Raw genomic sequence first — 26,293 nt, forward strand, 5'->3', positions numbered from 1 at the left:
GCTCGCACCGCCCGCCGCCCGGCCGCCGCACCGGCCGGGCGGCGCCATCCGAAGGAAGACCCTTGCGCGAACTCGTCGTCCTCGGCACGGCCAGCCAGGTGCCCACCCGGCACCGCAACCACAACGGCTACCTGCTGCGCTGGGACGGCGAGGGGCTGCTGTTCGACCCGGGCGAGGGCACCCAGCGGCAGATGCTGCTGGCCGGCGTCCCCGCCACCGCCGTGACCCGGCTGTGCGTCACGCACTTCCACGGCGACCACTGCCTCGGCCTGCCCGGCATGGTGCAGCGCCTCAGCCTGGACCGGGTGCCGCATCCGGTGAGCGCGCACTTCCCGGCGTCCGGCGCGCACTTCTTCGCCCGGATGCGCCACGCCAGCGCCTTCCACGACACGGTCACCATCCTGGAGCGGCCGGCCGAGGGCGAGGCGACCAGCTGGGAGGGCGAGGGGTTCGAGCTGCGCGCGGTACGGCTGTCGCACTCGCTGGAGTCCTACGGCTACCGGCTGCGGGAACCGGACGGTCGCCGCATGCTGCCCGAGCGGCTGGCCGCGCTGGGGATCGCCGGGCCGGCGGTCGGGGAACTGCTGCGGGAGGGGTGGGCGCGCGGCGCGGACGGCCGGGTGGTGCGGCTGGAGGACGCCTCCGAGCGCCGGCCCGGGCAGCGCTTCGCGTTCATCATGGACACCCGGCTGTGCGACGCGGCGTTCGCCCTGGCCGACGGCGCCGACCTGGCCGTGATCGAGTCCACCTTCCTGGAGCGGGACGCACTCCTGGCCGAGCAGCACGGGCACCTCACCGCCCGGCAGGCCGGCCGGATCGCCCGGGAGAGCGGGGTGCGCACCCTGGTGCTCAGCCACTTCTCGCAGCGCTACGCCGACCCCGCCGAGTTCGCCGAGGAGGCCGGCGCGGAGTTCTCCGGGGAACTGGTGGTCGCCGAGGACCTCACCCGGGTACCCGTCCCCCGCCGCCGCCCCTGACCCGCCAACCCCCGGAGGGAACGAGCAGGGTATAGAGCCGGCCCGCAAAGCATTGGACGCCCTGTCGGAGCCTCCCGATACCATGAAGACAGCGCGGCTGACCGGAAGCCGCGCCCGGGCGGCCTGGCGGTCGGCCGGACCACAGAGCACCGGGCACCCGCCCGCCAGCGCAGATCGGGATGAGCAGGCCGTCTCGGCCGACCCATGACTCGTACACCTCAGGCGCGCACCCCCCAGGCACGTTCCTCCCAGGACACCCGCAGGCCCGGTGCGGCCACCGCCGCGCGCGGCCCCCACGACCCGTCCGTCGAGTCACCTCGGGGCGACGCCGCGGGTCCGGCGCAGGCACGCATCGTCGTGCCGGCCAAGCACCCCATGGTCACCGTGCTCGGTTCCGGTGACTCCCTGCTGCGACTGGTCGAGAACGCGTTCCCCGGCACGGACATCCACGTGCGCGGCAACGAGGTCTCCGCGGTCGGCGACCCGGCCGAGGTCGAACTGGTCCAGCAGCTCTTCGACGAGATGATGCTGGTGCTGCGCACCGGCCAGCCCATGACGGAGGACGCCGTCGAGCGTTCCATCGCGATGCTGCGCAACACCCAGCAGGACGCCACCGCCGAGCGTCCCGCGGAGGTGCTGACCGCCAACATCCTGTCCAACCGGGGCCGCACCATCCGGCCCAAGACCCTCAACCAGAAGCGCTACGTCGACGCCATCGACAAGCACACGGTGGTCTTCGGCATCGGCCCGGCCGGTACCGGCAAGACGTACCTGGCGATGGCCAAGGCGGTGCAGGCGCTGCAGTCCAAGCAGGTCAACCGGATCATCCTGACCCGGCCCGCGGTCGAGGCGGGGGAGCGGCTCGGCTACCTGCCGGGCACCCTCTACGAGAAGATCGACCCGTACCTGCGCCCGCTGTACGACGCGCTGCACGACATGATCGACCCGGACTCCATCCCCCGGCTGATGGCCGCCGGGACGATCGAGGTGGCGCCGCTGGCGTACATGCGCGGCCGGACGCTGAACGACGCGTTCATCATCCTGGACGAGGCGCAGAACACGAACCCCGAGCAGATGAAGATGTTCCTCACCCGGCTCGGGTTCAATTCCAAGATCGTCGTCACCGGTGACGTCACCCAGGTGGACCTGCCCGGCGGCACGCGCTCCGGCCTGCGGGTCGTCCAGGGCATCCTGGAGGGCGTGGAGGACGTCCACTTCGCCCGGCTGACCAGCACCGACGTGGTCCGGCACAAGCTGGTGGGCCGGATCGTGGACGCCTACGAGCGCTGGGACGCCGACGAGCGCGGCCGCGAGGCGGCCGAGCGCGGCGGCGAGTCCGGTGACCGCCCCGGCCGGGGCGACCACTCCGGCCGTGGCGAGCGCGCGGCCCGCGGTGAGCGGCGGGGGCACCACACCCGCTCGCGGACGACGCACCACATCAACCCACCGCAGACCGAGAGCTGAGCTGAGCCCCGCAATGTCGATCGACGTCAACAACGAGTCCGGCTGGGAGGTCGACGAGCAGGCGGTGCTCGACGTCGCCCGCTTCGCCCTGGACCAGATGCGCATCCACCCGCTCTCCGAGCTCTCGGTGATCTTCGTGGACGCGCCGGCCATGGAGCAGCTGCACATCCAGTGGATGGACGAGCCGGGCCCGACCGACGTGCTGTCCTTCCCGATGGACGAGCTGCGTCCGGGCAAGGAGGGCGAGGAGCCGCCGCAGGGGCTGCTCGGCGACATCGTGCTCTGCCCGGAGGTCGCCGAGCGGCAGGGCAAGGACGCCGGCCACTCCATGGACGACGAGCTGCACCTGCTCACCGTCCACGGCGTCCTGCACCTGCTCGGCTACGACCACGCGGAGCCGGAGGAGGAGCGGGAGATGTTCGGCCTGCAGAAGGAGATCCTCCAGGCGTGGCGGAGCCAGCGCGCCCGGGCCTGACCGCCGGCGGCCCACGGGGTGGAGGGTGCGCGCGGTGGGAGCGGGGCCCGTGGCGCGCGGGGGGTGCGCGGTGCGCGCGGGCTTCGCGGTGCGGACGGGGCGTGCCGGCGGCGGCTCGATAGCATGGCGTCATCCCGGCGCGCAGCCCGCACGCCGCCGTCCCCCCGGAAGCGAGTGTGAGTGGGCCACCGGCCCGCTGCCATGACCGACCAACCCTCCCCGCCGCGTCCCCGTCCCGCCGCCCACCGGCCGTCCCCGCGGGGAGGTGGTGCACGGTGAACGCCACCCTGCTGCAGCAACTGGCCGGGGTGGTCGCCCTGGTCGCCCTCGCCTGGGTCGCGGCGTGCGCCGAGACGGCGCTGAGCCGGGTGTCCCGGTTCACCGCCGAGGACGCGGTGCGCGAGGGACGGCGTGGCGCCGAGCGGCTGCTCGTGCTGGCCGAGGACCACACCCGCTACTTCAACCTCACCCTGCTCATCCGGATGATCTGCGAGATGGGCGCGGCGGTGCTGATCACCGTCGCCTGCGTGGGGGGCGTGCGCCCGCTGTGGCGCGGCGGGCTGCTCGCCGTGCTGATCACCGTGCTGGTGTCGTACGTGGCGATCGGCGTCTCCCCGCGCACCGTCGGCCGGCAGCACCCGCTGAGCGTGTCGATCGCGGCGGCCGCCGTCCTGGTTCCGCTGGCCCGGGTGCTCGGCCCGCTGCCGAAGCTGCTGATCGTGCTGGGCAACGCCCTCACCCCCGGCAAGGGCTTCCGCGAGGGCCCCTTCGCCTCCGAGGCCGAGCTGCGGTCGCTGGTCGACCTCGCGGAGGCCAACGCGGTGATCGAGGAGGAGGAGCGCCGCATGGTGCACTCCGTCTTCGAGCTCGGCGACACCATCGTCCGCGAGGTCATGGTGCCGCGCACCGACATGGTGGACGTGGAGCAGCACAAGACCGTCCGCCAGGCGCTCACCCTGGCGCTGCGCAGCGGCTTCTCCCGCATCCCGGTGATCGACGGCGGGCAGGACGACGTGGTCGGCATCGTCTACCTCAAGGACCTCAGCCGCCGGGTGCACATCAGCCGGGCGGCGGAGTCCGAGCCGGTCTCCACGGTGATGCGGCCGGCCACCTTCGTGCCGGACAGCAAGCCCGCCGCCGACCTGCTGCGGGAGATGCAGCGGGACCGCATCCACATGGCCGTGGTGGTGGACGAGTACGGCGGCACGGCCGGGCTGATCACCATCGAGGACATCCTGGAGGAGATCGTCGGCGAGATCGCCGACGAGTACGACCGGGCCGCCCCCAGCGTGGAGCCGCTGCCCGACGGCGCCTTCCGGGTGACCGCCCGCCTGCCGGTGGACGAGTTCGGCGAGCTCTTCGGCCTGGAGTGGCAGGACGAGGACGTGGACACCGTCGGCGGCCTGCTCGGCAAGGCACTGGGCAAGGTGCCGATCCCCGGGGCGACCGTGGTGGTGGACGGAATCCGGCTGACCGCCGAGTCCGCCGCCGGCCGCCGCAACCGGATCGGCACGGTGCTCGCCGAGCGGGTGCCCCAGGAGCCGTCCGAGGCGCCGGACGGCCGCGACGACTCCCTCGACGACGACGGCGCCGCCCCGGCGGGCGACCGGCGGGACGGCGCCGGAGCGGACGCCGACGGGACCCCGGCCGGCGCCGGGAACTCCCCGACCGGCCACCACCGGTAGCCGCATACCCTTACGCCATGGCTGACACCCCGACCTCTCCGGACGCCGCGCTCGATCCGGAGGACAAGAAGATCCTCACCCTGGCCCGCTCCACCCGCGCCCGCAACGGCGTCGCCGAGGGCGCGGCGGTGCGCGACGAGACCGGCCGCACCTACGCCGCCGGCACCGTGGAGCTGCCCTCGCTGCGGCTGAGCGCCCTCCAGGTGGCCGTCGCCATGGCGGTCGCCTCTGGCGCCCGGGGCCTGGAGGCCGCGGCCGTCGTCAGCACCGCCGACGCCCCCGCCGACGCCGACCTCGCGGCCGTGCGGGACCTCGGCGGCCCGGGCACCCCGCTGCTGCTGGCCGGCCCCGACGGCGTCCCGCACACCACCGCCCGGGCCTGAACGGCTCCCTCCCCGGGCCGCCGCACCGGCCCGGGAAGCCGTGACCGGGGCCGGCGCGGGCCGGAGCACCGCGTCCGATCGGGGAGAATGGCAGGCATGAGCGTTCCGTCCTCCCCGACCAAGCGGCCCCGGCCCTCCGTCGCCCCGGCCACGACCGGCACCCCCGGTGACGCGGCCGGCACCCCCCACCGCGCCGGGTTCGCCTGCTTCGTGGGGCGGCCGAACGCCGGGAAGTCCACGCTCACCAACGCCCTCGTCGGCACCAAGGTCGCCATCACCTCCGGCCGCCCGCAGACCACCCGGCACACCGTGCGCGGCATCGTGCACCGCCCGGACGCCCAGCTCGTCCTGGTGGACACCCCCGGCCTGCACAAGCCCCGCACCCTGCTCGGCGAGCGCCTCAACGACCTGGTGCGCTCCACCTGGGCCGAGGTGGACGTGATCGGCTTCTGCCTGCCCGCCGACCAGAAGCTCGGCCCCGGCGACCGCTTCATCGTCAAGGAACTGGCCGAGGCGCGCCGCACCCCCAAGGTGGCGATCATCACCAAGACCGACCTGGTCACCCGCGAGCAGCTGGCCGAGCAGCTCCTGGCCGTGCACCGGCTCGCCGGCGAGCTCGGCTTCGAGTGGGCCGAGATCGTGCCGGTGTCCGCCGTCGGCGACGACCAGGTCGGCCTGCTCGCCGACCTGCTGACCGGGCTGCTCCCGGAGGGGCCGCCGCTGTACCCGGACGGCGAGCTGACCGACGAGCCGGAGCAGACCATGGTGGCCGAGCTGATCCGCGAGGCCGCCCTGGAGGGCGTGCGCGACGAGCTGCCGCACTCGCTGGCCGTCGTCGTGGAGGAGATGCTGCCGCGCCCGGACCGCCCCGCCGACCGTCCGCTGCTGGACGTGCACGCCAACGTCTACGTCGAGCGGCCCAGCCAGAAGGCGATCGTGATCGGCCACCGCGGCTCCCGGCTGCGCGAGGTCGGCACCACGGCGCGCAAGCAGATCGAGGCGCTGCTCGGCACCCCGATCTTCCTCGACCTGCACGTGCGGGTGGCCAAGGACTGGCAGCGCGATCCCAAGCAGCTCCGTAAGCTGGGTTTCTGAAGCGACCACGCACGACCACGAGGGAGCCACCCCTCCCGGTGGAGGTGCCGCCATGGCCGGTCACACACCGCGCGTCGCGCTGCGGCGCGTCTACGACGAGGCGGAGCCCGGCGAGGGCGACCGCGTGCTGGTGGACCGCCTCTGGCCCAGGGGCGTGGCCAAGGACGAGGCCGGCTGGGACCGCTGGCTGAGGGACGTCGCCCCCTCGCCCGAACTGCGCCGCTGGTACGGCCACGCACCCGAGCGGTTCGCCGAGTTCGCCGAGCGCTACCGGGCCGAACTGGCCGACGAGGAGCACGCCACGGCGCTGGCCGAACTGCGCCGGGCGGCGGCCAGCGGCGACGGCGTGACCCTGCTCACCGCCACCCGGGACCTCGCGCACAGCTCCGCCGCGGTGCTGCGCGACGTGCTGCGCTGATCCCCCTCAGGCGCCGCCCCGGCACCTGCCGGCGAGCCCGCCGACCGGCCCCGGCCGCGTCTCAGTGGGCGAGATCTCCACGCCACGCCGTGCGCCGCCGCGGGCACCTCGGTTAGGGTGCGTTTCATCATGCGTTACGGACTCCTCCTCCTTAGCTGCCGCGGCGAGGGCCTTCAGTAGAGGCCGGCTCCCTCGCCGCGGGGTGAAGGTGCTGCCGATTTCGGCGTCCGCCGGCCGCATGACGACCCGGAGGTCCCCCCGTCCGTGACGCGGGAGCGCGCCTGCCGAGCAGGCTCCGGGCGTCATCCGAACCGCACCCAGGAGCCCACATCCCCATGGCGAACCCCTCCTCCCCCTCGTCGTCCGCCGCGTCCGCCGACGCCGCGCACCCCATCGCCGGCCGCCCCACCCCGGTCACCCGGGACACCGTCGCGCAGCGCCCCTCCGGCATGCCGATCGGCCGCTACGCGCCCTTCCGCGGCGTGGACCTGCCCGACCGCACCTGGCCGACCCGCACCATCACCGCCGCGCCGCGCTGGCTGTCCACCGACCTGCGGGACGGCAACCAGGCGCTGATCGACCCGATGAGCCCGGCCCGCAAGCGCGAGATGTTCGACCTGCTGGTCCGCATGGGCTACAAGGAGATCGAGGTCGGCTTCCCCTCCGCCAGCCAGACCGACTTCGACTTCGTCCGCTCGATCATCGAGGACCCGGAGGCGATCCCGGAGGACGTCACCATCTCGGTGCTGACACAGGCCCGCGAGGAGCTGATCGCCCGCACCGTGGAGTCGCTGGTCGGCGCCCGGCGGGCCACCGTCCACCTGTACAACGCCACCGCCCCGGTCTTCCGGCGGGTGGTGTTCAACGTGGACCGCGAGCAGTGCAAGGAGATCGCGGTCGCCGGCACCCGCCACGTGATGGACTACGCGGCCAAGCTGCTGGGCGAGGAGACCGTCTTCGGCTACGAGTACTCGCCGGAGATCTTCATCGACACCGAGCTGGACTTCGCGCTGGAGGTCTGCGAGGCGGTGATGGACGTCTGGCAGCCCGGCCCGGGGCGCGAGATCATCCTGAACCTGCCGGCCACCGTGGAGCGCGCCACGCCGAACGTCTACGCCGACCAGATCGAGTGGATGAGCCGCAACCTGAGCCGGCGCGAGTACGTGTGCCTGTCCGTCCACCCGCACAACGACCGGGGCACCGGCGTGGCCTCCGCGGAGCTGGGCGTGATGGCCGGCGCCGACCGCGTCGAGGGCTGCCTGTTCGGCCAGGGCGAGCGCACCGGCAACGTGGACCTGGTCACCCTGGGCATGAACCTGTTCAGCCAGGGCATCGACCCGATGATCGACTTCTCGCGGATCGACGAGATCCGGCGCACCGCCGAGTACTGCAACCAGATGGACATCCACCCGCGCCACCCCTACGCGGGCGACCTGGTCTACACCGCCTTCTCCGGCTCGCACCAGGACGCCATCAAGAAGGGCTTCGAGGCGCTGGCCAAGGACGCCGCCGACGCCGGCGTGCCGGTGGAGGAGCACCCCTGGGCGGTGCCGTACCTGCCGATCGACCCCAAGGACGTCGGCCGCTCCTACGAGGCCGTGATCCGGGTGAACAGCCAGTCCGGCAAGGGCGGCGTGGCCTACGTGCTCAAGAGCGACCACCAGCTGGAGCTGCCGCGCCGGCTGCAGATCGAGTTCTCCCGGATCATCCAGCGGCACACCGACGCCGAGGGCGGCGAGGTTACCCCGACGCAGATCTGGGAGACCTTCCGCGACGAGTACCTGCCCACCCCCGAGCACCGCTGGGGACGGGTCGCGCTGCGCAGCCACCAGACCCTGGCCACCGCCGACGGCCGTGACGCGCTCACCGTCGAGGCGGTGGTGGACGGCGCCGAGGTCGAACTGCGCGGCACCGGCAACGGGCCGGTCTCCGCGTTCGTCGACGCGCTGACCGCCATCGACGTGGACGTGCGGGTGCTGGACTACGCCGAGCACGCGCTGAGCGCGGGCGGCGACGCCCAGGCCGCCGCCTACGTGGAGTGCGCCGTGGGTGACAAGGTGCTGTGGGGTGTCGGCGTGGACGGCAACACGGTACGGGCCACGCTGAAGGCCATCGTCAGCGCCGTGAACCGGGCCTTCCGCCCGGCCGCCGCCGAGGCGGAGCAGGGCGCGGCGGTCGCGAAGTAACCGCGGGGGAGCCGCGGAGCAGGCCGCGCGGCGGCCGGTGACGGCACGGGCCGTCCGGAGGGTGCGGGCCCTCCGGGCGGCCCGTCCGCGTCTGCGGGGACGGGAGGGTCCCCGGGGACGGTCGTGCCGGAACGGGTGACGACGCCGCCACACTGTGGCAACATCGCCGCAACGCGCCGGTGACGCCGTCGTCGCCGGCCTGGCGAAGCGGGGAGTGCCGGCATGCCGCTGATCGGCGATGTGCGCACCGGCGGCCGGACGGTCGCCTCCGGAGACTTCTACTGCCCGTCCTGCGGCGGCGACCGCCGCTACCGCAAGCGGATCGGCCGCCGCTGGCACGGCATCGGCGGCCTGCCGCTGCTGCCCTCGCCCGGCCGGCTGGCCGTCGTGGAGTGCGTGACCTGCCACACCGCACACCAGCCGGAGGTCCTGGAGCGGCCGACCACCGCCGCCCTGGCCGGGATGCTCCGCGAGGGCGCCCGCACCGCGGTGACCGCCGTGCTCACCGCGGGCGGGCCGCCCGGCGCGGCCAGCCGGGAGCGGGCCGCCGCGGCGCTGCGCCAGTACGGCTGGGCGACGCCCCACTTCCCGCGGGCCTCCGGGGAGGCGCCGGCGTCCGGCGCCCCGGCCGATCCGCTGCGGGACGCCCTGGAACCCGTCGCCCGGCACCTCGCCCCCCAGGGCCGCGAGCGGCTGCTGCGGCTCGCGGCCGGGGTGGCGCTGGCCGACGGGCCCTACGCCCCGGCCGAGCGGGCGGTGCTGGCCGCCGTCGGCCACCGCCTGGGCCTGACCGCCCCGGACGTCGAGCGGATCACCGCCGAGGTGGCGCGCGCGTCGGACGGCCCGCCCGGCGACACCCGCCGGGGCGGCGGGGCCGGCCACGGCGGCTGAAGCCGCCGGGCGCGCGGGACGAGACGCCCGCCGGATACGGGACAATGGCCCCATGACTCTGTTCCGCGACGAGGGCGTTGTGCTCCGCACCCAGAAGCTGGGTGAGGCGGACCGGATCATCACGATGCTCACCCGCGGGCACGGTCGGGTGCGGGCGGTGGCCCGAGGGGTCCGCCGCACCAAATCCAAGTTCGGCGCCCGCCTGGAGCCCTTCTCCCACGTCGACGTGCAGTTCTTCAGCCGCGGCGGAGACCTGGTCGGCCGGCACCTGCCGCTGTGCACCCAGGTGGAGACGCTGGCGCCGTACGGGCGGGGGATCGTGGACGACTACGATCGATACACGGCCGGCACGGCGATGCTGGAGACGGCCGAGCGGTTCACCGAGAACGAAGGGGAACCGGCCGTCCAGCAGTACCTGCTGCTCGTCGGCGCGCTGCGCACACTGGCCTCGGCCACGCACGCCCCTCGGCTCGTCCTGGACGCGTTCCTGCTACGGTCGCTGGCCGTCGCGGGTTTCAGCGCCAGTTTCGAGGACTGCGCGCGCTGCGGCCTGCCCGGGCCCAACCGGTTCTTCTCGGTGTCGTCCGGCGGGGCCGTGTGCTTCGACTGCCGGCCGCCCGGCTCGGTGGTGCCCGCACCCCAGACCATGCAACTACTGAGCGCCCTGCTCACGGGCGACTGGGCGGCGGCGGACGCGGCGGAACCGCGGTACTGCCGCGAGGGCAGCGGGCTGGTCGCCGCCTACCTCCAGTGGCACCTCGAGCGGGGGCTCCGCTCACTGAGATACGTGGAGAAGTAACCATGGCACGTCGCGGGATGCTGGGACGCAACCGACGCCAGTACCGGGACCCGAGTCCGCACCCGAGCGGGGCGCGCCCCCCGGAGCTCCCGGCCGAGCTCGTGCCCGCGCACGTCGCGGTGATCATGGACGGCAACGGGCGCTGGGCCAAGGACCGCGGGCTGTCCCGCACCGAGGGGCACCGCCAGGGGGAGTTCGCCCTGGTGGACACCCTGGAGGGGGCGCTGGAGATCGGCGTCAAGTACCTGTCCGCCTACGCCTTCTCCACGGAGAACTGGAAGCGCTCGCCCGAGGAGGTGCGCTTCCTGATGAAGTTCAACGTCGAGGTGATCAAGCGGCGGCAGCACGAGCTGAACGACCTCGGGGTGCGGGTGCGCTGGTCCGGCCGGGCGCCCCGGCTGTGGCGGAGCGTGATCGACGCCCTGCGGGAGGCCGAGGAGCTCACCAAGGACAACGACCGCCTCACGCTGAACATGTGCGTCAACTACGGCGGGCGGGCGGAGCTCGCCGACGCCGCGGCGGCCATGGCGGCGGACGTCCAGGCGGGGCGGCTCGACCCCCGGAAGATCGACGAGAAGACGGTCGGCAGGTACCTGTACGACCCGACCATGCCGGACGTGGACCTGTTCGTCCGCTCCTCCGGCGAGCAGCGGGTCTCCAACTACCTGCTGTGGCAGCTGGCCTACGCCGAGCTGGTCTTCCTGGACACGCTGTGGCCGGACTTCGACCGCCGCCACCTGTGGCACGCCATCGAGCTGTTCGCCTCCCGGGACCGCCGCTACGGCGGGGCGATCCCCAACGAGCTCCTGCTGCCCCAGCCGACCGGGCCGCGCGCCTAGAACGCGCCGGTGCCCGCACGCTCCGCCGTGGGCGGGCGCGCGGGCACCCGGGTGACCGGCCCGTTGGCCGGTTCGGTCGCCGTGGAGCCGGTCCTGTTCGGCGCGGCCCCTGTTTCGGCCCGGTCCTTGTCGGCTCAGTCCTTGTCGGCGCAGTCCGCGCAGGTGCCGAAGATCTCCACGGTGTGCGCGACGTTCACGAAGCCGTGCTCGGCGGCGACCGTCTCGGCCCAGCGCTCGACGGTGGGCCCGGCCACCTCCACGGTGCGCCCGCAGTGCCGGCACATCAGGTGGTGGTGGTGCTCCTGGCTGCACCGCCGGTACATCGCCTCGCCCTCGGAGGTGCGCAGCACGTCGACGTCCCCGGCGTCGGCCAGGTTCTGCAGCGTCCGGTAGACGGTGGTCAGGCCGACGGAGTCGCCGCGGCTCTTGAGCAGGTCGTGCAGCTCCTGCGCGCTGCGGAACTCGTCGCTCTCCTCCAGTGCGGCTGCGACGGCCGCGCGCTGGCGGGTGGACCGTCCGCGCGTGGGCGGGTTGGCGGTGGGCACCGCTCCTCCTTCTCGGTCGTCCTGGTGGTCTGGGCCCTTTCGGGTTCGAGGCCACTGGCCATTGTGCCAGGGGTGTACGCCGCGTCGGGGTCTTACGGGCGCCGCCTGGCCGGGGTGGTGTGGCCGACCGGCGCGCCGCTCCGCCGCGGTGTCCCGGGCGCCCCACCGGCCGCCTCACCGGCCGGCGTCCGCGCGGCCTCCTCGGCCGGCGCCCCGGTGGTCCCGCCGGAGGCGCCGGCCGCCCCGCCCGGGGCCGTCGCCGCGCCGGCGGGCGGGTGCGCCCCCGCGCCCCGGGCGACGGCCCGCCGGGCGCGCAGCGCGGCCAGCGGACCGGCCACCGCGGTGATCAGCAGGAAGACGCCGATGGCCAGCAGCACGATGCTGGCGCCGGGCGGCACGTCGGCCTGGTAGGAGACGACCACGCCGGAGAACGACACCGTGACACCGAGCGCGATGGCCAGGCCCAGGGTGGCCCGGAAGGTCCGGGAGACCGTCTGCGCCGTGGCCACCGGGACCACCATCAGCGCGCTGACCAGCAGCAGCCCGACCACCCGCATGGCGACCGTGACGGTGACCGCGGCGGTGACCGCGAGCAACAGGTTCAGCAGCCGCACCGGCAGCCCGCTGACCCGGGCGAACTCCTCGTCCTGGCAGAGCGCGAACAGCTGGCGGCGCCAGCCCAGGCCGACCACCAGCACGAAGGCGGCCAGGGCCACGATGGCGACGATGTCCTGCTGCGAGACGGTGGTGATGGAGCCGAAGAGGTAGGCGTTGAGGTTGCTGGTGCTGCCGCCGGGGGAGAGGTGGGTCAGCATCACGCCGCCGGACAGGCCGCCGTAGAACAGCAGGGCCAGGGCGACGTCCCCGCTGGCCTTGCCGCGCTCGCGGATCAGCTCCATCAGCACCGCGCCCAGCGCGGAGACCACCACGGCGGTCCACACGGGGTTGGCGCCGGTCAGGAAGCCGACGGCGACGCCGGTCAGCGCCACGTGCCCGATGCCGTCGCCCAGGATCGCCTGGCGGCGCTGCACCAGGTAGATGCCGACGGTCGGCGCGGCGACGCCGACGATCACGGCGGCGAGCAGCGCGCGCCGCATGAAGTCCAGGTCCAGCATCTCGGTGATCACAGCAGCCCCGGGGTGGTGGCGCCGGTGACGGCGCGGTCGGCGGCGTCGGCGGTGGCGCCGGCGTGCGGGTGGACGTGGTCGTGGCCGGGCAGCGCGTGCTCCCCGACGGGCTCGGGCGGCGGCCCGTCGTGCACCACGCGGCCGTCCGCGAGCACCACCGCGCGGTCGATGAGCGGGGCCAGCGGACCGAGCTCGTGCAGCACCAGCACCACGGTGCGGCCCTGGGCGACCTGCCCGCGCAGCGTCTCGGCGAGGACCCGCTGGTTGGCGAGGTCGACGCCGGCCATCGGCTCGTCCATGATCAGCAGGTCGGGTTCGCCGGCCAGGGCGCGGGCGATCAGCACCCGCTGCTGCTGTCCGCCGGAGAGCGTGGCGACGCCGTCGCGGGCGCGTTCCAGCATGCCCACGGTCTCCAGCGCGCGGTCCACGGCCGCCCGGTCGCGGCGGCGCAGCGGGCCCAGGCGGTGCCGGGCGAGGCGGCCGGCGGCCACCACCTCGCGCACCGAGGACGGGACGGCGCTGTGCGCGGTGGTGCGCTGGGGGACGTAGCCGATCCGGTGCCAGGCGCGGAACCGGGCCAGGGGCGTGCCGAACAGCTCCAGCCGGCCGGCGCTCAATGGGACCAGGCCGACCACGGCCCGCACCGTGGTGGACTTGCCGGAGCCGTTGGCCCCGAGCACCGCGACGACCTCGCCCGACCGCACGGTCAGGTCGACGTCCCGCAGCACCGGCTTGCCGCCGAGCTGGGCCCGGGCGCCGGTCAGCGAGATCACCGGGACGCCCGTGCCGGCGGGGGCTCCGGGGCCCTCGGGCGCGGGGCCGGGCGTGCCGGGCTTGCCGTGCGGCGGCGTGGCGCCGTGGTGCTGGTCGGGCTGCATGTGCCTACTCGTCCCTCCGACCGGGTTCCGGGTGGGTTTCGTACGTTTGCTCGTACGAGCCATTGTCCGCATTGTCGGAAATGATTGTCAATTTGCTCGGGTGTGCGGCCGACCACGCCGAGGCCCGCTCGCGCGGGCGGGAGAGCAATGCCGATACGGATTTGTGAGTGCGGTGGGCGCCGCCGGTAATCTGAGGTGTTCGCTCACGCCGTCCGACCCGGCGGGCGCCGCAGCGGCGCTCGCGGCCGGGCCCCGCAGCAGCACGTCACTGACCGCTTCGTCGCACTGAAGAGAGCACTGTGGCCGCCGACAAGATCGACACCATCGTCAGCCTGAGCAAGCGCCGTGGCTTCGTCTACCCCTGTAGCGAGATCTACGGTGGGCAGCGCGCCGCCTGGGATTACGGGCCGCTCGGCGTGGAGCTGAAGGAGAACATCAAGCGCCAGTGGTGGCGTTCGATGGTGACCTCCCGGGAGGACGTCGTCGGCATCGACTCCTCGGTGATCCTGGCGCGGGAGGTGTGGGAGGCATCCGGCCACGTCGCCACCTTCACCGACCCGCTGACCGAGTGCACCTCCTGCCACAAGCGCTTCCGTGCCGACCACCTGGAGGAGGCCTACGAGGCCAAGCACGGCCGCCTCCCGGAGAACGGCCTGGCGGACATCAACTGTCCGCACTGCGGCACCAAGGGCGCCTTCACCGAGCCCAAGCAGTTCTCCGGCCTGCTCAGCACCCACCTCGGCGTCACCCAGGACTCCGGCGGCCTGACCTACCTGCGGCCGGAGACCGCCCAGGGCATCTTCGTGAACTTCGCCGCGGTGCAGCAGACCTCGCGGAAGAAGCCGCCGTTCGGCATCGCGCAGACCGGCAAGTCGTTCCGCAACGAGATCACCCCGGGCAACTTCATCTTCCGCACCCGCGAGTTCGAGCAGATGGAGATGGAGTTCTTCGTCAAGCCGGGCGAGGACGAGAAGTGGCACGAGTACTGGCTCCAGGAGCGCTGGAACTGGTACCTGGGCCTGGGCATGCGCGAGGAGAACATCCGCTTCTTCGAGCACCCCAAGGAGAAGCTGTCCCACTACTCCAAGCGCACGGTGGACATCGAGTACCGCTTCAACTTCGGCGGGTCGGAGTTCTCCGAGCTGGAGGGCGTGGCCAACCGCACCGACTACGACCTCTCCCAGCACGCCAAGCACTCCGGCCAGGACCTGTCGTACTTCGACCAGGAGGTCGGCGAGCGCTGGTTCCCGTACGTCATCGAGCCGGCGGCGGGCGTCAACCGCGCCATGCTGGCCTTCATGCTGGACGCCTACACCGAGGACGAGGCGCCCAACGCGAAGGGCCAGATGGAGAAGCGCACCGTGATGCGGCTGGACCCGCGGCTGGCCCCGGTGAAGGTCGCCGTGCTGCCGCTGTCCCGCAACCCCGCCCTCTCCCCGAAGGCCCGTGGCCTCGCCGCCGACCTGCGCAAGCACTGGAACGTGGAGTTCGACGACGCGGGCGCGATCGGCCGCCGCTACCGCCGCCAGGACGAGATCGGCACGCCGTTCTGCGTCACCGTCGACTTCGACACCCTCGACGACAACGCAGTGACGGTGCGCGAGCGTGACTCGATGCGGCAGGAGCGGGTCTCCCTGGACCAGATCGAGGGCTACCTCGCCGGGCGCCTGATCGGCTGCTGACCCCCGCCGGTCGACCACCCCGTGGCGTCGACCGGGTGACCGCGCCCCACCGAGCCGTCCGGCACGGTGGGGCGCGGCCCTTCGCCTGGCGGGTACCGGGTTAACGGCCGGCCAGCACGGCGCGGGCCGCCATCAGGGCGAAGCCCAGGAGGTTCGTGCCGCGCCAGCGGGTGGGATCCTCGGCCGCCGGATCGGTGGCGGCCAGCCCGATCCCCCAGATGTGGTCGCGGGGGCTGGCCTCGACCAGCACCCGGTCCCCGGTGGAGAGCAGATAGCGGGTCAGCTCCGGGTCGCTGGCGAACTTCGCCACGTTGCCGGCCGTCACCAGCTCCATGCGGTGCGCCGCCCAGGTCTCGTCGTCGAAGCCGCGCACCCGACGGCCGGCGGCCTTGGCCTGGCTGGGGTGCGTGGCGGACAGCACCTCGGCGAGCGCGGCGTCGTCTCCGAACAGGCGGGCCTTGCCGGCCATCATCCAGTGCTCGGCGGTGGCGTAGGTGACGCCGTCCACGGTGAACGGGGAGGGCCACCACTGGCTCAGGCAGCCACGGCCGACGGAGCCGTCCGGGGCCGGCTGGTGACCCCAGAAGAACAGGTACCGGATCCGTTCGCCGGCCTGCTGGCGGCGGATCAACTCGTCGACGTCGTGCGGGAACGTGGTGGCGGTCATGCAGGCAGTATCGGCCGCGCGGCCGACCGCGGTCATCCGGGATATCCCCGGCCGCCCTCCCGGACCGGGCCGCGGGCCTTGGCCGGCTTCCCTCACACCCGCACCACGGTCAGCGTCGCGTCCAGCGCCCGGATGTCCTCCGGTGCCGAGGTGAACACCGGCGCGTCCAGCCGTCGCGCCAGCAGGGCCACGTGCGCCTGCACCACGTCCGAGGTGCGGGTGGAGGCCAGCACCAGGCCGAGCCGGCGGGCCAGCGGCTCGTCGAGCACGTCGACGTGCACGGCGTCGGACCGCAGCAGGCGCGCGATCGGCTGACGGATGTCCGCCCGCCACACCTGCGCGACCACCCCCGCCGGGACGTAGGCCCGCATCCGGTTCCACACCAGGTTGGCCGCGAGCGCCAGCATGTGGTCGTCCCGGCATTCGAGGGCGAACAGCGCTCCGGAGTCCAGGACGACGTTCCTCACGCGGCTCCCTCCGCCGGCGGTGACAGCGGCACCAGCGCCTCGTCCAGCCCCAGGATGCCGCGCGCCCAGCTGTCGGCCTCCGGGGACACCCCGCCGACCTCGTCCAGCATCTCGCTCAGGGCGGCACGTGCCTCGGCCCAGTCCGGCTCCCGGTTGGCCAGGTCGGTGAAGTATCCGGACACCGAGTCGACCAGCCCGGCGTCGGCGGCCCGTTGGGCCTTGGCGGCCACATCGGTGGGGACGCTGATGGTGATCCGTTCGTACCGCATGCCCTCGAGCATGCGGCGCCGGCCGGCCGCGCGCCGAGGAGTCCCGCCGGCTTCATCCGTCCGGGTGACCGCGGGTGTGCGGGAGAATGGGAGGTCGGTCCACCGGCCGACCCGCGAACCGTCCCCAACCCCTGCCGTCCCGTCCCGTCCTCCGCCCGGCCCCGCCCGCGGCCCCCGCCGGACGCGGGACACCGGGAGCCGGCCCAGCCCCAGAGGTGATCCACGCCATGACCACCCCCGCCGCCACGCCCGCGCCGGCCCCGGCCACCGGCGGGCCCAGCGAGCCCGCCGTCCGCCCGGGCGAGTTCCGGCCGTTGGAGTTCGGCCGGGAGCAGCCGGTGACCGTGTGGCCGCCGGTGGTCCTGGCGCCGATGGCCGGGATCACCAACGCCCCCTTCCGCACCCTGTGCCGGGAGTTCAGCGGCGGCCGCGGCCTGTTCGTCAGCGAGATGATCACCACCCGGGCGCTGGTCGAGCGGGACGCCAAGACCATGCGCCTGGTGCGCTTCGACGCGACCGAGAAGCCGCGCTCGCTCCAGTTGTACGGCGTGGACCCGACCACGGTGGGCCGGGCGGTGCGGATGATCGTCGAGGAGGACCTCGCCGACCACATCGACCTCAACTTCGGCTGCCCGGTGCCCAAGGTCACCCGTCGGGGCGGTGGCTCGGCGCTGCCCTACAAGCGTCCGCTGTTCCGGGCGGTGCTGCGGGAGGCCGTGCGCAACGCGGGACCGCTGCCGGTCACCGTGAAGATGCGCAAGGGCATCGACGACGACCACCTCACCTACCTCGACGCCGGACGGATCGCCGCCGAGGAGGGCGTGGCCGCGATCGCCCTGCACGGCCGGACCGCCATCCAGCACTACGGCGGGCAGGCCGACTGGACGGCGATCGCCCGGCTGAAGGAGGCCGTGCCGGAGATCCCGGTGCTGGGCAACGGGGACATCTGGTCGGCCGCCGACGCGGTGCGGATGATGCGCGCCACCGGCTGCGACGGGGTGGTGGTCGGCCGCGGCTGCCAGGGCCGGCCGTGGCTCTTCGGGGACCTGCTGGAAGTCTTCGAGCCGACCTCCGGCACGGCCTCGCCGGCCGGATCCGGCTACTGGCGGCCCACCCTGCGCGAGGTGGCGGACGTCATGCTGCGCCACGCCCGGTTGCTGGGGGAGTGGATCGGGGACGAGTCGCGCGGGGTGGTCGACTTCCGCAAGCACGTCGCCTGGTACACCAAGGGCTTCGCCGTGGGCTCCGCGGCCCGGCAGCGTCTGGCGATGACCTCCTCCCTCACCGAGCTGGCCGACGAGCTCGGCCGACTCGACCTGGACCAGCCCTGGCCCTCGGCCGGTGCGGAGGGCCCGCGGGGGCGGACCACCGGGCAGAAGCGGGTGGCGCTGCCCGACGGCTGGCTGGCCGACCCGTACGACGGGGCGACGGCTTCGGAGGGTGCCGAAGTGGACACGTCCGGCGGCTGATCGGATGTGATCTATGTCACTTTCGCATGGATTGTGACCCTCCCGGATGAACGGTCGGAGGCCGGGAGGGGAACGTCCCGCCCGTCGTCGTGATCGAAGGCGCCCCGGTGAGACAACGCTGTCTGCGGCCAATCCTTGTACACGCCACCGACGAGCCCTCCGCTCGGCGGCCCCGGGAGGCGGCGGTCGATCGGGGTCGGGGGCGGTGGCCGCGGACGGCCATGTTCAAGTCCCGAAGAAGCGCGGAAACAGAGCGATCCCTCCGAAGTAAAGGGCTCTTTACCTCCTAGCCTTTGATCACTGGGTGAATCGCGAGAGCAAGGGGTGGTTTCGGAGATATCGATCACCTTGCCCCGCCCTCGATCTGGGTACGCTCCCCGCCGTCAGGGCAGTTGTGCGCGAGGAGAAAGACCCGTGCTGGACTCTCACCCGATCACCTCAGGCAACCCGAAAGACCAGACGAACACCCCCCTCAAGTTCGTCTACGACTTCTCGGAGGGAAACAAGGACCTCAAGGACCTGCTCGGCGGGAAGGGTGCGAACCTCGCCGAGATGACCAACCTCGGCCTGCCGGTCCCTCCCGGCTTCACCATCACCACCGAGGCGTGCCGCGCCTACCTGGCGGACGGCGCCGAACCCCCCTCCCTGCGTGACGAGGTGAGTGCGCACCTCGCCACCCTGGAGGCCACCATGGGCCGGCGGCTCGGCCAGGAGGACGACCCGCTGCTGGTGTCCGTCCGCTCCGGGGCCAAGTTCTCCATGCCGGGCATGATGGACACCGTCCTCAACATCGGCCTCGGCGACCGGTCCGTGCGGGGCCTGGCGCGGCGGGCCGCGGCCGGGCAGCCCGCCGGCGGCGAGGCCGCCGCCGAGCGCTTCGCCTGGGACTCCTACCGCCGGCTCATCCAGATGTTCGGCAGGACCGTCCTCGGCGTCGACGGCGAACTCTTCGAGGACGCCATCGACGACGCCAAGCTCGCCAAGGGCGCCGCCGACGACCTCGACCTGGACGCCGAGGACCTGCGCGCGCTCGTGGAGGTCTTCAAGGAGATCGTCCGCCGCGAGGCCGGGCGCGAGTTCCCCCAGGACCCGCGCGAGCAGATGGACCTCGCCATCAGGGCCGTCTTCGACTCCTGGAACGGCGACCGCGCCCGCCTCTACCGCCGCCAGGAGCGCATCCCCGGCGACCTCGGCACCGCCGTCAACGTCTGCTCCATGGTGTTCGGCAACCTCGGCCCGGACTCCGGCACCGGCGTGGCCTTCACCCGCGACCCCGCCAGCGGCCACCAGGGCGTCTACGGCGACTACCTGGCCAACGCCCAGGGCGAGGACGTCGTCGCCGGCATCCGCAACACCGTGCCGCTGGCCGAGCTGGAGCACATCGACCCCGCCAGCTACGACCAGCTGCTCTCCATCATGGAGACCCTGGAGAACCACTACCGCGACCTGTGTGACATCGAGTTCACCATCGAACGCGGCAAGCTGTGGATGCTGCAGACCCGGGTGGGCAAGCGCACCGCCGGCGCCGCCTTCCGGATCGCCACGCAGCTCGTCGACCAGGGCCTGATCGACATGGACGAGGCGCTGACCCGGGTCAACGGCGCGCAACTGGCCCAGCTGATGTTCCCGCGCTTCGACCTCGCCGCATTGGCCGAACACGGGGGCGAGGCCAAGCACCCGCGGATCGCCTGGGGCATCGCCGCCTCGCCCGGCGCGGCCGTGGGCAAGGCCGTCTTCGACTCCTACACGGCGGTCAAGTGGTCCCGCTCGGGAGAGAAGGTCATCCTGATCCGCCGGGAGACCAACCCGGACGACCTGGACGGCATGATCGCCGCCGAGGGCATCCTGACCAGCCGCGGCGGGAAGACCTCGCACGCCGCCGTGGTGGCCCGCGGCATGGGCAAGACCTGTGTCTGCGGCGCCGAGGAACTGGAGGTGGACACCAAGCGCCGGCGCTTCACCGCCCCCGGCGGGATCGTCGTCGAGGAGGGCGACCTGGTCTCCATCGACGGCTCCACCGGCAAGGTCTACCTCGGCCGGGTGCCCGTGGTCGCCTCGCCGGTCGTGGAGTACTTCGAGGGCCGGATCCGCCTGCCCGAGCAGACCCCCGTCGCGGGCCCGGAGGCCGGCCCCGCGACCGCGGGCGTCACCGGGCCCACCACCGGATCCGCCGTCGACCCCGGCGCGGACCAGCCGGTCGCGGACGAACTCGTCACCGCCGTGCACCGGATCATGAACCACGCCGACGCGGTGCGCCGCCTGGCCGTGCGCGCCAACGCCGACACCGCCGAGGACGCCGCCCGCGCCCGCCGCTTCGGCGCCCAGGGCATCGGCCTGTGCCGCACCGAGCACATGTTCCTCGGCGAGCGTCGGGAGCTCGTGGAACAGCTGATCCTGGCGGACGGTGACGAGGAACGCGCCGCCGCCCTGGAGGCGCTGCGCCCGTTGCAGCGCGAGGACTTCCGTGGGCTGTTCCGCGCCATGGACGGCCTGCCGGTCACCATCCGGCTGCTGGACCCGCCGCTGCACGAGTTCCTGCCGGACATCACCGACCTGTCCGTGCGGGTGGCGCTGGCCGAGGCGCGCCGGGAACCGCAGGAGAACGACCTGCGGCTGCTCCAGGCCGTGCACCGGCTGCACGAGCAGAACCCGATGCTGGGGCTGCGCGGCGTGCGGCTGGGCCTGGTGGTGCCCGGGCTGTTCGCCATGCAGGTGCGGGCGGTCGCGGAGGCGGCGGCCGAGCACGTCCGCGAGGGCGGCCGGCCGCGGGCCGAGGTGATGATCCCGCTCGTGGGCACCGTGCAGGAGCTGGAGATCGTGCGCGAGGAGGCCGAGGCGGTGCTCGCCGAGGTGCGGGCCGCCACCGGCGAGGAGCTGGAGGTGGCGCTCGGCACCATGATCGAGCTGCCGCGGGCGGCGCTGACGGCCGGCCAGATCGCGGAGGCGGCCGACTTCTTCTCCTTCGGCACCAACGACCTCACCCAGACGGTGTGGGGCTTCTCCCGGGACGACGTGGAGGCGTCCTTCTTCACCGCCTACCTGGAGAAGGGCATATTCGGCGTCTCGCCGTTCGAGACGATCGACCGGGACGGTGTCGGGGCGCTGGTCCGCCGGGCCGCGCGGGACGGCCGGGCCACCCGGCCGGACCTGAAGCTGGGCGTGTGCGGCGAGCACGGGGGCGACCCGGACTCCGTGCACTTCTTCCACGAGGCGGGCCTGGACTACGTCTCCTGCTCGCCGTTCCGCGTGCCGGTGGCCCGCCTGGAGGCCGGCCGGGCGGCGCTCGCGGAACGGAGGGCCGCCGCCGCGGTCGGCCTCGCGGCCGAGCGGGTGACGACCGCCTAGAGCACCCGGACGCGGGCCCGTCCCGGGCCGGGTGGGGGCCGGCCGCCGCCGGCCCCCACCGCTGCCCGCTCCCTCCCGGCCACCGATGGCCGGGAGGGAGCCGCCGCGGGATTCGCTGACCGTGTTCATTTCCGCTCCCCCTCCGTCGCCGTCGATTTCGACGTTCCCACAGATCCGAGGAACTCCGAAAGGCCCGACTGCCGCCCTGTGGATAACTCGGGGCATGCCCATGTAAAGGCATGCCCATGCAAAGCCCCATGACAAGCCCTCGCAATTGGCTCGGGGGACCCCCCGATTCAAGATTCTCATGAGGAAGAGTTGCGGCGGGAGCCCTCTTTTTTCGCCTGTGGACAACTCACGGCACGCCAATGCGGAGGGCCTTGGGGGACCCCCTGATTCAACATTCCCACGGCGGCTCGGCGCGCCGGAAGACCCCTTCTCCCGCCTGTGGATAACTCAGGGCGCGCGTATGCGGAGGGCCTTGGGGGACCCCCTGATTCAAGATTCTCATGGGAGTGCGAGGCGGCGGGAGTCCCCTCTTCCGGCCTGTGGATAACCGGCTCGACCACTCCCGGTGTGGGCTGACCGCCCGTGGGGCCAGGCGCGCGCTCCGGCTGCTGACGGGCCGTGGCCCGCTCAGGGCGGGGCAGGTCGGCGGGGTGGGATGCCGGGATGCCGGGATGCGGCGGGGTGAGCCGGGGGAAGAGCGCGCGAAGCGCGGAGCGGAGGGTGCGGAGCGCGGGGGAGAAGGGCGCCGAGCCTGCAGTCGAGGGGCGGGGAGCCCGGACAAGCCGCCGGCCGCGCTCGCAGATGCGCGGCCGACGGCGGCGCCGACCTCGGGGCCGGGGCGCGGGAAGCCCCGCCCCACTGACGCCGGAGGTGCCTCGCGGACGCCACGGCGCCGGCACCGGCCGTACGTCGTCGTCGGCTCGTCTCGGAGAATGGAACGGCGACGTTTCCCAGCAGCGTCAGTTCTGTTACGCGTGGGATACGAAATGGAGAACCGCCTGCTTGGCCGGATCACGCCGCCCCGGGCGGCGGACGCCCGAGCGGAGTCCGGGCGACGACCAGCGCCGCCGCGCCGCCCCGGCCGGGGCCATCCGCTGACGGCCGCTGGCCCGCGCCGTACGATCGATCCACCGCGGGGTGGGCCCCACCAGCGCGGGAGGAGCCGGGAGGAGGAGCTGTGGCCGGCTACACCGAGCACGACGTGGCGCGGTGGGTCCCCGAGCCGGACAAGCGGCCCGGCCGCACCGCCTTCCAGCGTGACCGCGCCCGCGTCCTGCACTCCGCCGCCCTGCGCCGCCTCGCGGCGAAGACGCAGGTGGTGGCGCCCTGGGAGAGCGACTTCCCGCGCACCCGGCTCACCCACTCCCTGGAGTGCGCCCAGATCGGCCGGGAGCTCGGCGCCGCCCTCGGCTGCGACCCCGACCTGGTGGAGGCCGCCTGCCTCGCGCACGACCTCGGCCATCCCCCCTTCGGGCACAACGGCGAGGCGGCGCTGGACGCCGTCGCCGCCCCCTGCGGCGGGTTCGAGGGCAACGCGCAGAGCCTGCGGCTGCTCACCCGGCTCGAACCCAAGCGGTTCGCCCCCGCCGACTCCCCGATCGGCCCGCGCAGCGTGGGGCTCAACCTCACCCGCGCGGCGCTCGACGCCGCCACCAAGTACCCGTGGCCGCGCGGGGGCCACCCCACCGACCCGGCCTCCCCCAAGTACGGGGTCTACGCGGACGACATCGACGTCTTCGCCTGGGTCCGCCAACCCGCGCCCGCGTCCGGCCCGGCCGGCGTCCCCGTGCCCGGGCGCCGGTGTCTGGAGGCCCAGGTCATGGACTGGGCGGACGACGTCGCCTACTCGGTGCACGACTTCGAGGACGGCCTGCACGCCGGTTACCTCACCATCGAGCAGCTGCACGACCCCACCGAGTCCGCCGCCCTGTTCGCCCTCGCCGCGCGCCGCCAGGCCGCCCCCGGCGCCGTGGATCCGACCGTCGGCGCCGGCGGCGCCCCCGGTGGCGCGCCCACCGACCCGGAGGCGTACGCCGAGGCGCTGCGCCGGCTGGCCGCCCAGGAGTACTGGCCGCGGGGCCACGACGGGGCGGCGGCCGGCCGGGCCCGGCTGAAGGACGCGGCCAGCCAGCTCATCGGGCGGTTCGCCATCGCCGCGGAGCAGGCCACCCGGCAGCGCCACGGGCCCGGCCCGCTCACCCGGCACGGGGCGGACCTGGTGGTCCCGCCGGAGATCCGCGCCGAGGTGGCGCTGCTCAAGGCGGTGGCCGACCGCTACGTCATCCAGCGCGACGACCAGGAACGACGCCGCGCGCGGCAGCGCCAGGTGATCGCCGAACTCGCCGACGCGCTGTGGCGGCGCGCGCCGCTGGCCCTCGACGACCTGCACCGGCCGCTGTTCCAGGAGGCGCCCGACGACGCCGCGCGGCTGCGTGCCGTGGTCGACCAGATAGCCTCGCTGACCGACACCTCCGCGCTCGCCCTGCACCGCACGCTGGTCGGCTGAACCGCCACCCTGTCGCGCCGGCCACTGTGTCGGGCCGCCATCCCAGGCACGCCCCGGGCGCGGAACGCCGCAACCCCGGACTGCTCGGTTAAGGGAGAACGCCGCCGATGACCACCGCCCTCGCCAGCCGCGACGAGATATTCGCCGTCCGCCACGCCGTGCTCCGCCCCGGCCTGCCCGCCGAGACCGCCCTCTACCCGGAGGACGAGCTGCCGGAGGCCTTCCACGTCGCCGCCCGCGACTCCTCCGGTGCCGTCGTCGGCTGCGTCACCTTCTTCCCCGAGGCGCTGCCCGAGGATCTGCGGGCCGCCGCCGGGGCGGGCCTCGACGCCGGCGGGGCCGACCCCGCGGCTGCGCTCGGCTACCGCTTCCGCGGCATGGGCACCGCCCCCGAGGTGCGGGGCCAGGGGTACGGCGGCCGGCTGCTGGCCACGGCCACCGAGGAGGTGCTGCGCAGGGCCGCGGAGGGCGGTTCCAAGGCCGCGGTGATCTGGTGCAACGGCCGGGTCTCGGCCCGAGGCTTCTACGAGCACCTCGGTTTCCGGGCCGTCGGCGAGCAGTTCACGATCGAGCCGAGCGGCCCGCACTACGTCTTCGTCCGCGTCGTCCCGGTGGGCTGACCGCCCCGGTCGAGGGCGCTCTTGACCGGCTCCCCGGCCGCGGATAGCTTCGCCGGAACGGATGGGCGGAAACGTCCTTTCGCATGGCGAAAGCTTTTTGGCTCGGCATTCGGGAGGTCCACGGCATGGCCGGTCAGACGGCTCGGACGGCGGCGGGGGCGGAACCGGCCGCCACCGGCGCCCTCACCCCCGAACTCCTCGCCGCCATCGACCGGGACCTCGCCCCCGTGGACGCGGAGCTCGCCGGCCGCTACCCCGGCGACCCGGCCGGCCGGCGCCCCGTCCACACCGTCTACGTGCCCGCCGACCGACTCGCCCCGGGCACCGCCCGCGCCTGGGGCGAGCGCGCGCTGGAGGCGCTGGACCGGCACGCCCCCGACGCCGCCGCGCTCGCCGACGTCCTCGGCACCCCCGCCGCCCTCGCCGACGAGGTCCACCGGCGCGTCCGCGCCAAGCTGGAGCGCGAGCCCGTCGAGGACCTGCGGATCGACTTCGAGGACGGCTACGGCGTGCGCTCCGACGCCGAGGAGGACGCCCACCTCGACGCGGCCGTCGCCGCCCTCGCCGACGACCGCCGCGCCGGCACCGCCACCCCCTGGGCCGGCATCCGGACCAAGTGCCTGGAGGCCCCGGTGCGCGCCCGCGCGCTGCGCACCCTGGACCGCTTCGTGGCCGCCCTGGTCGACGCCGGCCTGCTCGGCGCCCCGCCCGGGGGCGATCCGGAGCATCCGGGCGCCGCGCCCGGCGGCCTGCTCCTCACCCTCCCCAAGGTCACCTACCCGCAGCAGGTCACCGCCTTCGTCACCGCCCTGGCCGCGATCGAGCGGGCGCACCACCTCCCCGCCGGGGCGCTGCGCTTCGAGGTCCAGGTGGAGACCCCGCAGGCCATCCTGGGCGCGGACGGCCGGGCCACCGTCGCCCGTCTGCTGACCGCCGGCGCCGGCCGGATCACCGGCCTGCACTACGGCACCTACGACTACAGCGCCTCGCTCGGCGTGGCCGCCGCCCACCAGTCCCTCGACCACCCGGCCGCCGACCACGCCAAGGCCGTCATGCAGCTCGCCGCCGCCGGTACCGGCGTGCGGGTCAGCGACGGCTCCAGCAACGTCGTCCCGGTCGGTGACACCGAGGCCGTGCACGCCGCCTGGCGACTGCACCACCGGCTGGTCCGCCGCTCCCTGGCCCGCGCCTACTACCAGGGCTGGGACATGCACCCCGCCCAGCTGCCCACCCGCTACGCCGCCGTGTACACCTTCTACCGCGAGGGCCTGCCCGCGGCGGTGGACCGCCTGGCCGCCTACCGTCGCGGCGCCGGGGGCGGCGTGCTGGACGAGCCGGCCACCGCCAGGGCCCTCGCCGGCTTCCTGCTCCGCGGCGTGGACTGCGGCGCCCTGGACGAGGACGAGGTCACCGGCCCCACCGGGCTGGCCCGGACGGACCTGGACCGGATGGCGGGACGGTCGGTGACCTGACCGCGGATGGGCGTATCCTGTACAC

At 74.0% G+C, this 26,293-nt stretch carries 23 protein-coding genes; 17 read left to right on the plus strand and 6 right to left on the minus strand.

What is annotated here, in order from left to right:
- The first annotated feature begins 62 nt into the window (after nt 1-62).
- From FHU37_RS18270 to FHU37_RS18320, 11 genes are all read left to right on the plus strand, one after another.
- The gene (locus tag FHU37_RS18270; RefSeq protein ID WP_179815221.1) at nt 63-977 is read left to right on the plus strand and encodes a ribonuclease Z; all 915 of its coding nucleotides are present in this window, start codon (nt 63-65) and stop codon (nt 975-977) included.
- Nucleotides 978-1,181: 204 nt separating this feature from the next.
- Nucleotides 1,182-2,441 (plus strand): PhoH family protein, encoded by a 1,260-nt coding sequence (locus FHU37_RS18275; protein ID WP_179815222.1) that lies wholly within the window; start codon nt 1,182-1,184, stop codon nt 2,439-2,441.
- Between the two features lie 13 nt (nt 2,442-2,454).
- Complete coding sequence (gene ybeY / locus FHU37_RS18280) at nt 2,455-2,916, plus strand: rRNA maturation RNase YbeY (RefSeq protein WP_179815223.1); 462 nt, start codon at nt 2,455-2,457, stop codon at nt 2,914-2,916.
- 275 nt (nt 2,917-3,191) lie between these two features.
- Nucleotides 3,192-4,601 (plus strand): hemolysin family protein, encoded by a 1,410-nt coding sequence (locus tag FHU37_RS18285; protein WP_179815224.1) that lies wholly within the window; start codon nt 3,192-3,194, stop codon nt 4,599-4,601.
- A gap of 17 nt (nt 4,602-4,618) precedes the next feature.
- Nucleotides 4,619-4,984 (plus strand): cytidine deaminase-like protein, encoded by a 366-nt coding sequence (locus tag FHU37_RS18290; protein WP_179815225.1) that lies wholly within the window; start codon nt 4,619-4,621, stop codon nt 4,982-4,984.
- An 87-nt stretch (nt 4,985-5,071) separates the two neighbouring features.
- A complete protein-coding gene (gene era, locus FHU37_RS18295) occupies nt 5,072-6,079 on the plus strand; it encodes a GTPase Era (RefSeq protein ID WP_179815226.1) in 1,008 nt (335 codons plus the stop codon).
- A gap of 52 nt (nt 6,080-6,131) precedes the next feature.
- Complete coding sequence (locus tag FHU37_RS18300; protein WP_179815227.1) at nt 6,132-6,497, plus strand: DUF488 domain-containing protein; 366 nt, start codon at nt 6,132-6,134, stop codon at nt 6,495-6,497.
- 335 nt (nt 6,498-6,832) lie between these two features.
- The gene (gene leuA, locus FHU37_RS18305; protein WP_179815228.1) at nt 6,833-8,683 is read left to right on the plus strand and encodes a 2-isopropylmalate synthase; all 1,851 of its coding nucleotides are present in this window, start codon (nt 6,833-6,835) and stop codon (nt 8,681-8,683) included.
- A 222-nt stretch (nt 8,684-8,905) separates the two neighbouring features.
- On the plus strand, nt 8,906-9,574 hold the full coding sequence (locus tag FHU37_RS18310; protein ID WP_179815229.1) for a TerB family tellurite resistance protein: 669 nt from the start codon (nt 8,906-8,908) through the stop codon (nt 9,572-9,574).
- Nucleotides 9,575-9,626: 52 nt separating this feature from the next.
- Complete coding sequence (recO, locus tag FHU37_RS18315) at nt 9,627-10,373, plus strand: DNA repair protein RecO (protein ID WP_179815230.1); 747 nt, start codon at nt 9,627-9,629, stop codon at nt 10,371-10,373.
- Between the two features lie 2 nt (nt 10,374-10,375).
- Nucleotides 10,376-11,212, plus strand: coding sequence for an isoprenyl transferase (locus tag FHU37_RS18320; RefSeq protein WP_179815231.1), 837 nt, complete (start codon nt 10,376-10,378; stop codon nt 11,210-11,212).
- 134 nt (nt 11,213-11,346) lie between these two features.
- On the opposite strand, the gene FHU37_RS18325 is transcribed toward FHU37_RS18320, so the two are convergent.
- The 3 genes from FHU37_RS18325 to FHU37_RS18335 all read right to left on the minus strand — a co-directional run bounded on the left by FHU37_RS18325 (nt 11,347) and on the right by FHU37_RS18335 (nt 13,762).
- Nucleotides 11,347-11,757, minus strand: coding sequence for a Fur family transcriptional regulator (locus FHU37_RS18325; protein ID WP_179815232.1), 411 nt, complete (start codon nt 11,755-11,757; stop codon nt 11,347-11,349).
- A 92-nt stretch (nt 11,758-11,849) separates the two neighbouring features.
- On the minus strand, nt 11,850-12,872 hold the full coding sequence (locus tag FHU37_RS18330; RefSeq protein WP_179816371.1) for a metal ABC transporter permease: 1,023 nt from the start codon (nt 12,870-12,872) through the stop codon (nt 11,850-11,852).
- A gap of 8 nt (nt 12,873-12,880) precedes the next feature.
- Nucleotides 12,881-13,762, minus strand: a complete 882-nt coding sequence (locus FHU37_RS18335) for a metal ABC transporter ATP-binding protein (protein ID WP_179815233.1) — start codon at nt 13,760-13,762, stop codon at nt 12,881-12,883.
- Between the two features lie 299 nt (nt 13,763-14,061).
- Between FHU37_RS18335 and FHU37_RS18340 the strand changes: the two genes are divergently transcribed.
- Nucleotides 14,062-15,444, plus strand: coding sequence for a glycine--tRNA ligase (locus tag FHU37_RS18340; protein ID WP_179815234.1), 1,383 nt, complete (start codon nt 14,062-14,064; stop codon nt 15,442-15,444).
- A gap of 100 nt (nt 15,445-15,544) precedes the next feature.
- Here the strand turns inward: FHU37_RS18340 and ybiA are convergent, their stop codons facing one another.
- From ybiA to FHU37_RS18355, 3 genes are all read right to left on the minus strand, one after another.
- Entirely contained in the window at nt 15,545-16,111 is a 567-nt protein-coding gene (gene ybiA / locus FHU37_RS18345; RefSeq protein ID WP_179815235.1) for a riboflavin biosynthesis intermediates N-glycosidase, read from the minus strand.
- A 92-nt stretch (nt 16,112-16,203) separates the two neighbouring features.
- Nucleotides 16,204-16,578, minus strand: coding sequence for a hypothetical protein (locus tag FHU37_RS18350; protein ID WP_179815236.1), 375 nt, complete (start codon nt 16,576-16,578; stop codon nt 16,204-16,206).
- Nucleotides 16,575-16,847: a hypothetical protein gene (locus FHU37_RS18355; protein ID WP_179815237.1), complete on the minus strand. Its 273-nt coding sequence runs from the start codon at nt 16,845-16,847 to the stop codon at nt 16,575-16,577. The genes FHU37_RS18350 and FHU37_RS18355 overlap by 4 nt, the downstream gene beginning before the upstream one ends.
- A gap of 227 nt (nt 16,848-17,074) precedes the next feature.
- On the opposite strand from FHU37_RS18355, the gene dusB reads away from it, so the two are divergent.
- The 5 genes from dusB (at nt 17,075) to FHU37_RS18380 (ending at nt 26,268) form a co-directional block, all read left to right on the plus strand.
- The gene (gene dusB / locus FHU37_RS18360) at nt 17,075-18,316 is read left to right on the plus strand and encodes a tRNA dihydrouridine synthase DusB (RefSeq protein ID WP_179815238.1); all 1,242 of its coding nucleotides are present in this window, start codon (nt 17,075-17,077) and stop codon (nt 18,314-18,316) included.
- Nucleotides 18,317-18,733: 417 nt separating this feature from the next.
- Entirely contained in the window at nt 18,734-21,661 is a 2,928-nt protein-coding gene (locus FHU37_RS18365) for a pyruvate, phosphate dikinase (protein WP_218904632.1), read from the plus strand.
- 1,186 nt (nt 21,662-22,847) lie between these two features.
- Entirely contained in the window at nt 22,848-24,176 is a 1,329-nt protein-coding gene (locus FHU37_RS18370; RefSeq protein WP_312892661.1) for a deoxyguanosinetriphosphate triphosphohydrolase, read from the plus strand.
- A 107-nt stretch (nt 24,177-24,283) separates the two neighbouring features.
- Nucleotides 24,284-24,796, plus strand: coding sequence for a GNAT family N-acetyltransferase (locus FHU37_RS18375; RefSeq protein WP_179815239.1), 513 nt, complete (start codon nt 24,284-24,286; stop codon nt 24,794-24,796).
- 125 nt (nt 24,797-24,921) lie between these two features.
- Nucleotides 24,922-26,268, plus strand: a complete 1,347-nt coding sequence (locus FHU37_RS18380) for a DUF6986 family protein (protein ID WP_179815240.1) — start codon at nt 24,922-24,924, stop codon at nt 26,266-26,268.
- Nucleotides 26,269-26,293: the final 25 nt, after the last annotated feature.

This window comes from Allostreptomyces psammosilenae, assembly GCF_013407765.1.
In the GTDB taxonomy this organism is placed as follows: domain Bacteria; phylum Actinomycetota; class Actinomycetes; order Streptomycetales; family Streptomycetaceae; genus Allostreptomyces; species Allostreptomyces psammosilenae.